Source organism: Craurococcus roseus (genome assembly GCF_039523795.1).
Classification (GTDB): domain Bacteria; phylum Pseudomonadota; class Alphaproteobacteria; order Acetobacterales; family Acetobacteraceae; genus Craurococcus; species Craurococcus roseus.
In genome coordinates this window covers 1,053-8,280 of record NZ_BAAAFZ010000010.1, presented here as the reverse complement: position 1 = coordinate 8,280, position 7,228 = coordinate 1,053, and the positions used below count along the sequence as shown (strand labels likewise).

Annotated in this window: 10 protein-coding genes; 3 read left to right on the top strand and 7 right to left on the bottom strand. The window is 74.3% G+C overall.

Features of this window, described 5'->3' with window-relative positions; all coding sequences use genetic code 11:
• Nucleotides 1–526: flagellin (locus ABD067_RS05955; protein WP_343894272.1), on the bottom strand; the 526-nt coding region annotated here is incomplete at its 3' end.
• Nucleotides 527–614: 88 nt separating this feature from the next.
• On the bottom strand, nucleotides 615–1,223 hold the full coding sequence (locus ABD067_RS05950) for a hypothetical protein (protein ID WP_343894271.1): 609 nt from the start codon (nucleotides 1,221–1,223) through the stop codon (nucleotides 615–617).
• Nucleotides 1,224–1,526: 303 nt separating this feature from the next.
• Here ABD067_RS05950 and ABD067_RS05945 point away from each other — a divergent pair, with 303 nt between their 5' ends.
• Genes ABD067_RS05945 through ABD067_RS05935 form a run of 3 tightly spaced genes read left to right on the top strand, consistent with a single transcriptional unit; the run spans nucleotide 1,527 to nucleotide 2,642 of the window.
• Nucleotides 1,527–1,946 carry an acyl-CoA thioesterase gene (locus ABD067_RS05945; RefSeq protein WP_343894270.1) on the top strand — a complete coding sequence of 140 codons (420 nt, stop codon included), beginning with the start codon at nucleotides 1,527–1,529 and terminating at the stop codon, nucleotides 1,944–1,946.
• Between the two features lie 33 nt (nucleotides 1,947–1,979).
• Nucleotides 1,980–2,345, top strand: coding sequence for a hypothetical protein (locus ABD067_RS05940; RefSeq protein ID WP_343894269.1), 366 nt, complete (start codon nucleotides 1,980–1,982; stop codon nucleotides 2,343–2,345).
• Nucleotides 2,346–2,366: 21 nt separating this feature from the next.
• A complete protein-coding gene (locus ABD067_RS05935) occupies nucleotides 2,367–2,642 on the top strand; it encodes a hypothetical protein (protein WP_343894267.1) in 276 nt (91 codons plus the stop codon).
• A 46-nt stretch (nucleotides 2,643–2,688) separates the two neighbouring features.
• Here ABD067_RS05935 and ABD067_RS05930 read toward each other — a convergent pair whose 3' ends face one another.
• The 5 genes from ABD067_RS05930 to ABD067_RS05910 form a co-directional block, all read right to left on the bottom strand.
• Entirely contained in the window at nucleotides 2,689–3,585 is an 897-nt protein-coding gene (locus ABD067_RS05930; RefSeq protein ID WP_343894266.1) for an iron-containing redox enzyme family protein, read from the bottom strand.
• Nucleotides 3,586–3,593: 8 nt separating this feature from the next.
• Nucleotides 3,594–4,565: a class I SAM-dependent methyltransferase gene (locus tag ABD067_RS05925; RefSeq protein WP_343894265.1), complete on the bottom strand. Its 972-nt coding sequence runs from the start codon at nucleotides 4,563–4,565 to the stop codon at nucleotides 3,594–3,596.
• A gap of 74 nt (nucleotides 4,566–4,639) precedes the next feature.
• Nucleotides 4,640–4,966, bottom strand: coding sequence for a hypothetical protein (locus ABD067_RS05920; protein WP_343894264.1), 327 nt, complete (start codon nucleotides 4,964–4,966; stop codon nucleotides 4,640–4,642).
• Between the two features lie 105 nt (nucleotides 4,967–5,071).
• Nucleotides 5,072–6,589, bottom strand: a complete 1,518-nt coding sequence (locus tag ABD067_RS05915; protein WP_343894263.1) for a flagellar hook-associated protein FlgK — start codon at nucleotides 6,587–6,589, stop codon at nucleotides 5,072–5,074.
• A gap of 38 nt (nucleotides 6,590–6,627) precedes the next feature.
• On the bottom strand, nucleotides 6,628–7,228 hold a 601-nt coding region (locus tag ABD067_RS05910), incomplete at its 5' end, for a flagellar hook-basal body complex protein (protein WP_343894262.1).

Genomic DNA, 7,228 nt, shown 5'->3' with positions numbered 1-7,228 from the left:
CGGCGCCCGCGGCCGCCGCGGTGCCGCCGCTGGCCAGGGTGGACACCGCGGCGGCGATCTGCGCGGCGAAGCCGCTCGTCGGCAGTCCGTCGGGCCCGGGCACCGGCGGGTTGGCCGAGTCGGAACCGCCGAACAGGTACTCGCCGCCCTGTTGCGCGTTCAGGAGCTGCCCGACCTCGACCAGCGCCGCGCGGGCGCGCGCTGCGGCGAAGGGGATGGCCTCCGGGTCGCCCGGGTCCAATTTCATGGCGACGCCGTCGCCGAACTCGCTGGCGATCTCCGACAAGCGGCCCAGCGTTCGCTGCGTCGCCTGCGCGCGCGCCAGCGCTTCGCCGACCGCAGCGCCGTAGGTGTCGCGCCGCGTCGCCTCCGCCCGCAGCGCCGCCACGCGCGGGAGCTGCGGCGCGAGGTCGCCGGGCGCTTCCGCGCGCCGGCCGGTGGCGAGTTGGCGGTTGAGCGTTTCGAGGCGCGCGCGCAACAGGCCCGCGTCGGAGTCCAGCCGCCCCAGCGTGTCGATCCCGCGCATCCGCCCAACCCCAACCCGCTCCGCCGCCCCGCTCCGGCGAAGTGGCGCACGCGCCGCTGAAGGGAGGGTTAACGGCCGCGCCGCGGCCTCAGGTGGGGCTCGGCCGGAAGGACAGGGACATCATGCTCACCGCGTCCTCGAAGCACGGGCGCATGGTCCGCGGGAATTCGATCCAGAGGCTGCCGATCACCCGCGAACGGTCGGACAGGAAGCTCCGGCGGTAGAAGATGCGTTCGCCGATGAAGCCGGAGATGACGAACCAGTTGTCCCTGGCCCGCGTGTAGGTGATCGTGCCGTGGCTGTTTTCCGTGATGTCCTTGGTCGCCTCGTCGAGCAGGTCCGTCAGCGACTGCCCCAGCCCGTTGCGGATGCCCGTCACCACGGCGGTGGCGCGGCGGTCCGCCGTCCAGAAGCGGGCGCTGTCGCCGCCCTCCGGGATGCTGTCCGGGTCCAGCATGAAGCTCGGCGGGTAGGTCATGGTGAAGCCGAAGCGCGCGTTCTTGTACTGCAACGGCTGCCCGGCGCGCGTCACGGCCCCGCAGTCCGCGGCCGCCACGGTCTCCGGCGGGGGGGTGTGCCGCTCCTCTTCCGCCCGCGGCGCCGCGGCCCACGGGGCGGGGGCGAGCAGCAGGCCGGCGGCGGCCGCGCGCGCGCGGCACAGCCAAGCCCGGCGCCCCTCCCTGCGTGGCCCGTTCATGCCGCCGCGGCCCCTCGACCGTCGGCGGACAGCGGCAACGGCCCGGAACGCTCCGCCATCTTATTCCTCGACAATCGCTCCACCACTGTTCCGCGTTTCACCCGCCCTGCCAACAACGGGGCCACCCTGCGCCGCTTTGGCCGCGCCCGCACCATAACGAACCGTAAGGTCGCCCCGAACCGGGCCGGCGCCAGGGCGGGTGGGCCGGGAGGCGGCGCCCCCGCGCCGCGGGGCGGGAACGCGGCGCGGCCGAGAGGGTTAACCACCCCGGTCGGAGGCGCAGCAAGGGGGGTGGGGCGGCCCATGGCGGATCAACTTCCGGACGTACCGGGCGGCCCGCACCTCCGGACGGTGGCGATGCCGCGCGACGCCAACTCCGGGGGCGCCGTCTTCGGCGGCTGGACGCTGTCGCAGATGGACCTCGCGGGCGGCACCTTCGCCGCGGAACGCGCGGAAGGGCAGGTGGCCACGGTCGCCATCGAGGCGATGCGCTTCCTGCGCCCGGTCTCGGTGGGCGACGAGGTGAGCTGTTACTGCTCGCTGGAAGACGCCGGCGGGACCTCGCTCACCGTGAAGGTCGAAACCTGGGCGCGCGGCCGCGGACGGGGCAAGGCGCCGGAAAAGGTCACGGAAGGCGTCTTCACCTTCGTGGCGCTCGGCGAGGACGGCCGCCCCCGGAAAATCCCGGCCGGGCACACGGAAACCTCCGGCGGGGGCGGGTGACGCGCCCCGCCGGCGAGAGGAGCGAAGGCAACCATGGCGAAGCAGACCATCACCGGCCGTTTCAACACCCGCCGCGAGGCGGAGATGGCGGTGGAACACCTCGTGCAGGACTACGGCCTCGACCGCTCGCTGGTGCGGGTGGGCCCGGCCGGCGATGAGAACACCTCCGGCACCGTCGCCTCGGGCGCCGACGCGGCCGAGCGGCACCGCGGCAGCGGCGCGCCGGGCGACCCGGTCGGCGACAAGATCCTGCCGGAAGGGGAGCGCGCTCAGGCCGGGGGCGTCGGCAAGGGCGCCATCCTCGTCTCGGCGGAGGTGGACGAAGACAGGCTCGAAAAGGCCAGGGCGTCGTTCGAGGAATACGGGGCGGTGGTCTCCGACCCGTCGCCCGGCCGCTGATCGGAAAGGGGAGCGACCGACATGGCCGACCAGAAGGACCAGCAGGAAGAGCGGCTCAAGGCCCGCTACAACGTGCGGCAGGTCACCAACATCCAGGCGTCCTGGACCGAGCGGCAGCGCGGTGAGGAGGGGCGCTTCACCTTGCAGCTCATCCTCGACAACGGCGTCGAGGAGTACATCCTGGAGCCCGACGCCGACGACATCGACGTGATCCTGAAGCTGTTCGCGCGCAGCGGCACGGCGACCTTCGACCTGGAGCGCAAGGTGCTGATGTTCAGCAACCTCGCCGTCCGGTAGCCGCACGGGCCGCCCGCCCGCGGAGGCGGGGGGCGGCCCGTGGGCCTCATAGGCCGAGTTCGCGCCGGTAGCGGCGGAAGCAGGCCGCGCCGCACTCGAGCCGCATCAACGCGCCCTCGGCGATGGCGGGCGCCAGCGACGGGTCGGCTTCGACCAGCGGATGCAGCGCCTCGGCGTTCCACGCGTCCGAATGCTTCACGTCCAGCACCGCGTGCAGGTCGAAGTAGTGCCGGTCGCCCGCCGGCACGCCCAACCGCTTCAGCCCCGCGGCCACCAGCGCCGCGCGGCTCGGCGCCGTCTGCTCGATCACGCCCAGCGCGCCGACCGAGTGGTAGGCGTAGCGCCGGTTGGCGGCCAAGCCGGCCATGGTGTTGGCCAGCGCCAACGCTTCCCACACCGTGGTTTCGGGACGGGGCTCCAGCCCGAGACGCTCGGCCAGCACCTCCAGCATCGGGCCGTGCATGCCCTTCGGGTTGCCGCGGCCCATCTCGTCCCAGTAGTTGCGCGCGATCTCCAGCTTCGGCCGCTGCGGCAGCTTCACCTGGGTCAGCGCGGACAGGTCCTCGAAGCCCGCCTCGCCGGCGACCTCCTGGGTGAGGAACCAGCGCATCTCGTCCATGCTCGCCTGCTCGGCGAGCCACGGGAACAACGGGTCGTTCTGCCCGGGGCCGTCCTGCTCCAAGGCCTCGAACCACGCGACGAAGCCGTCCGCATCGGTCGGCGCTTCCGCGGCGCGGCCGGCGACGGAAGCGCGGAACGCCTCCAGGAACTCGCCCTCCTCGCGCTGGAACGCGGCGGTCTCCTCGATGTCCCGCTTCCAATCCGCGGTCGGCAGGGAGGGGGCGAAGCGCTTCTCGTTGGCGCGGGCCAAGCGGCGGTGAAGTTGCTCGTTCGTTCCGTCATCGGTCATCAGAGGACGGGCGGCGAAGCTGCCTTCGGGCATGCGGTTCGTTATCCTTTGCGTGTGACTGTGAGCACCACGGCGGCGATGCGGTCGGCTTCCGCGTAGGCCGCGGTGTCCAACTCCTCGCCGAACACGTCGGGGTCCACCTCGCGGTAGGTCCACCCAACGCCCGAGTGCGCGGCAAGTCGTTCTTCGGCCTCGGCGCGGAAGGGGTCGTGGCCGTTCACGACCGCGGCACCGGTATAGAGCAGCAAGGTCCCGCCCGGGGCGAGCCGGCCGAGCGCCGCGTCCAGGATGGTCAGCGACAACCCCGCGCCCAACGGTCCGCCCCCGTGCCGGTAGGCCCGCTCCGCCGGGTCGACGAGATAGGGCGGGTTGGCGACCACCAGGTCGAACGGGTCGCCGGGAACGCCCGCGAGCAGGTCGCTCCGACGCGCCACGGCGTTGCCGGCACCGGCCAGCGCGGCGTTGATGCGGGCGAAGCGGAGCGCGGCGTCGTTGATGTCGCCCATTGACACCTCGGCCCCGGGCCGCGCCTTGGCGACCAGGATGCCGCCCGGCCCGGCGCCGCAGCCGATGTCCACGGCCCGACGCACGGGCGCCGCGCGGGTTTCGAGGTGCGCCTCGATGGCTGAGGCGAAGCGGTAGGTATCGGGGCCGAAGAACACCGCGTCCGCCTCGGCGGTCGGAAAGGCGGAGTGGAGGAACAGCTCGCCGCCTAAGGAGGACAAGCGGACCAGGCTGCGCCAGCCATCGCCGCCTTCGCCGTATGGCGCGGCCACCCCGGCCAACCGCATCAGCTCGAACACCGCCGGGGGCAGGATCTCGGGCCGGAACGGGCGGCTCCAGCCGAACACGTCCTCCAACCCGCGCGCCCAGGCGTTGCCGGGCCGCGCGTTGACGCGGGCGTGGGTCGCGGGCGTCGCCGTGACGAAGCGGTAGCCCGCGTCGCGCACGGCCGCCGCGAGGCGGAGGAGGGCGTCGTCGGCGTCCGCCGGCGCCGGGGTCGGCTCGGTCATGGAAGCGCGCAACGCGGGCCACGCGCCCGCGGTTGCCGAGCCGTCCCCCTTGGGGACCGGCGCGGCCCGGAAGCTCAGTGGCCGTTGTGGCGCCAGTACCACTCGCGCTGCGCGTGCCGCCACGCCCGGCGCTCCGCGCGCTCCCGCTCGATGCGCCAAGCCTCGCGCCGCGCCGCTTCGGCGACACGCTCCTCCTCGTAGGCCCGGCGCTGCTGCCGGCGGTGCCAGCGTTCCCCTTCGAAGTCACTGGGGCCGCGCCAGTCGGGATGCTGGTGGTACTGGACCCGTTCGGCGGCCGCGTGCCAGGGCGTTCCGGGCGAGGCGATGGCCGGCGCGGCGAGGGCCCCGCCCGCAGCCGCCAGAAACGCCGCGGCCGCCAATGCCATGATCGTCCGACGCATGGAACATTCTCCGTTCGGTTTCCCTTGCCGGACACACCCGACACGGCGAGGACGGCGAGGCTCCGGAAGGATGGCGGGGATGCGGCCGCAGGCGGCGCCGCCGATTCAGCGCACCGCCGACAGCAACGAATCCCACATGGATTGCACCGTGCCCAGCACCCGCGCGTTCGCCGCGTAGGCGTTCTGGAGTTGCACCATCGCCGCCATCTCGGCGTCCGGGTCCACGCCCGAGCGCTGGCCGAACTTCTCCTCCAGCACGCCCCGCAGCGCTTCGGCCCCCGTGCGCGCCTCCGTGGCGGCGGCGCGGTCGCCGGTTTGCGCGGCGGCGAGGCGGGCGGCGTAGCCTTCCAGCCCCGGCGGCGCGGCGAAGGGCGAGGCGAGCGTCCCGTCCGGGCCGAGGCCGCTGGTGCGGATGGCGGGCCAGGGCGCGCCGGCCGACGCTTCGGCGCCGAGGCCGTGGTCGAGCACGCGGTTGAGCAGCGTGGTGAAGCCGGCCGGGCCGCCCGCCGGGTTGGGCGCGAAGGCCGTGGGGCCGCCCGCCGAGCCCGCGACGGCGTGGGTGCCGTCCCGCAGCAGGGCGGGGTCCGCTTCCACGGCGGGGTTCAAGCGGACGTGCCCGGCGAAGCCGACCTGCGCGCCGCCGGCGTAGGCCGTGGCGGGGTCGGGCACGGCGCCGTCCGCGTCGGTGAAGAGGCGCAAGCCTTGCGCGTCCAGCCGCCCCGCCACGGTCGCCGCGAGCACGTCCGCCTCGGCTTGGTAGCGTGGCAAGGTGTTGTCCCGCAGCGCGACGAATTCGCCCAACCGTCCGCCGCCGATCTGGCCGGTGACGTCGATGCCGTTGAGCGTCACGCCGGGCAAAGTGCCGGACGCGAAGGACGCGCCCGGCCGCACGGTCGCGCCGCTCGTCGCCAGCGCGTCCCGGTCCGGGTCGAGCGGCAGCACCACGCCGCCGCGCGCCACCAGCAGCAGGTCGCCGCCGGGCCGCCGCACCGCGCGGACCTCCACGCTCTCCGACAGGCGCGCGACGGCGAGGTCGCGGCGATCCTCCAGCGAGGCCGTGCCGCCGTCGCCGCCGTTCTTGATCTTCAAGGTGAGGCCGGCGATCTCGCGCAGCGCAGCGTTCGCCGACGCCACCTCGTCCACGATGCCGTCCTGCGCGCGCTGCCGCGCGGCGCCGATGGCGTCCGAAAGGCGGTTCAGACCCTCCGCCACGCCGCGCGCGCCTTCCAGCGCCGCCATCTGCTTGCCGGCCTCGGCCGGCGCGCCGCGCAGCGCGATGAGGCCGTTGCGGAGCCCGGCCAGCGCGTCCGCCAAGCCGTCGCCGTTGCCCGTGCCGTGCGCGGCTTCCACGCCGGACAGGAGGCCCTCGCGGGCCGCCGCGCCGGCCGCCGCCGCGCGGCTGGCGTCGAGCCGAACCGCCAGCGCCGCGTCCACGTCCCGCCGCGCTTCCGCCGTGCGCAGCCCCATCGGCCGGCCATCGGCGACCAGCGCCTCCTGCGCGACGGCCTTGCGCGTGTAGCCCGCGGTGTCGGCGTTGGCGACGTTCTGCGCGTTCTGCGCCAGCCCCCGCTGCACCGCGGCGAGGCCGCTCCGCGCGATGTTGAGGGCTAGGTCGAGGCTCATGGCGGCGCCAGGGTGCCGGACGGACGGTTAACGGGGGGTCAACGCCGCATGTTCAGCGTCTCTTGCAGCATCTCGTCGCTGGTCGTCACCACGCGGGTGTTCGCCGTGTAGGCGCGCTGGGCCACGATCAGCTTGGTGAATTCCGAGGCGATGTCCACGTTGGACCGCTCCAGGGAGCCGGTGACGAGCTTGCCCACCCCGTTGGAGGCGCTGTCCGCCACCCGCGCCTCGCCGGACTCCGCCGTCCGCATGAAGGCCTGCCCGTCGAGCCGCTGGAGCTTGTCGGGGTCGTTGAAGGCCACGATCGGCACGCGGGCGATGACGCGGCTCTGGCCGTTGTCGTAGCCCACGACCACGTCGCCGTTCTCGCGCACGCTCATGCCGGCGTAGGCGCCGGGCGGCACGCCGTCCGCCTCCAGGTTCCGCACCGACAGCTCCTCGCCGGCGAACTGGGTCAGCCCTTGCGCCTCGCCGAATTCGCCGAGCGACAGCGTGACCGTTTGCGGCCCCTGGCCGAAATCCGTGGTGAAGGTGACGGTCGCGGGCGCGCCGGCGGCGCCCGCGCTCGGCGCCATCGTGCCGGTGGCGCCGGCGAAGGTGCCGATGGTGCCGTCCGGCGCGGCGGGCGCCGCCGCGGCG

What these genes read in the sequence shown, in the direction of transcription:
- ABD067_RS05950 (WP_343894271.1), bottom strand. Translation starts at nt 1,223, where the DNA reads ATGAACGGGCCACGCAGGGAGGGGCGCCGGGCTTGGCTGTGCCGCGCG.
- ABD067_RS05920 (WP_343894264.1), bottom strand. Translation starts at nt 4,966, where the DNA reads ATGCGTCGGACGATCATGGCATTGGCGGCCGCGGCGTTTCTGGCGGCT.
- ABD067_RS05925 (WP_343894265.1), bottom strand. Translation starts at nt 4,565, where the DNA reads ATGACCGAGCCGACCCCGGCGCCGGCGGACGCCGACGACGCCCTCCTC.
- ABD067_RS05945 (WP_343894270.1), top strand. Translation starts at nt 1,527, where the DNA reads ATGGCGGATCAACTTCCGGACGTACCGGGCGGCCCGCACCTCCGGACG.
- ABD067_RS05935 (WP_343894267.1), top strand. Translation starts at nt 2,367, where the DNA reads ATGGCCGACCAGAAGGACCAGCAGGAAGAGCGGCTCAAGGCCCGCTAC.
- ABD067_RS05930 (WP_343894266.1), bottom strand. Translation starts at nt 3,585, where the DNA reads ATGCCCGAAGGCAGCTTCGCCGCCCGTCCTCTGATGACCGATGACGGA.
- ABD067_RS05940 (WP_343894269.1), top strand. Translation starts at nt 1,980, where the DNA reads ATGGCGAAGCAGACCATCACCGGCCGTTTCAACACCCGCCGCGAGGCG.
- ABD067_RS05915 (WP_343894263.1), bottom strand. Translation starts at nt 6,589, where the DNA reads ATGAGCCTCGACCTAGCCCTCAACATCGCGCGGAGCGGCCTCGCCGCG.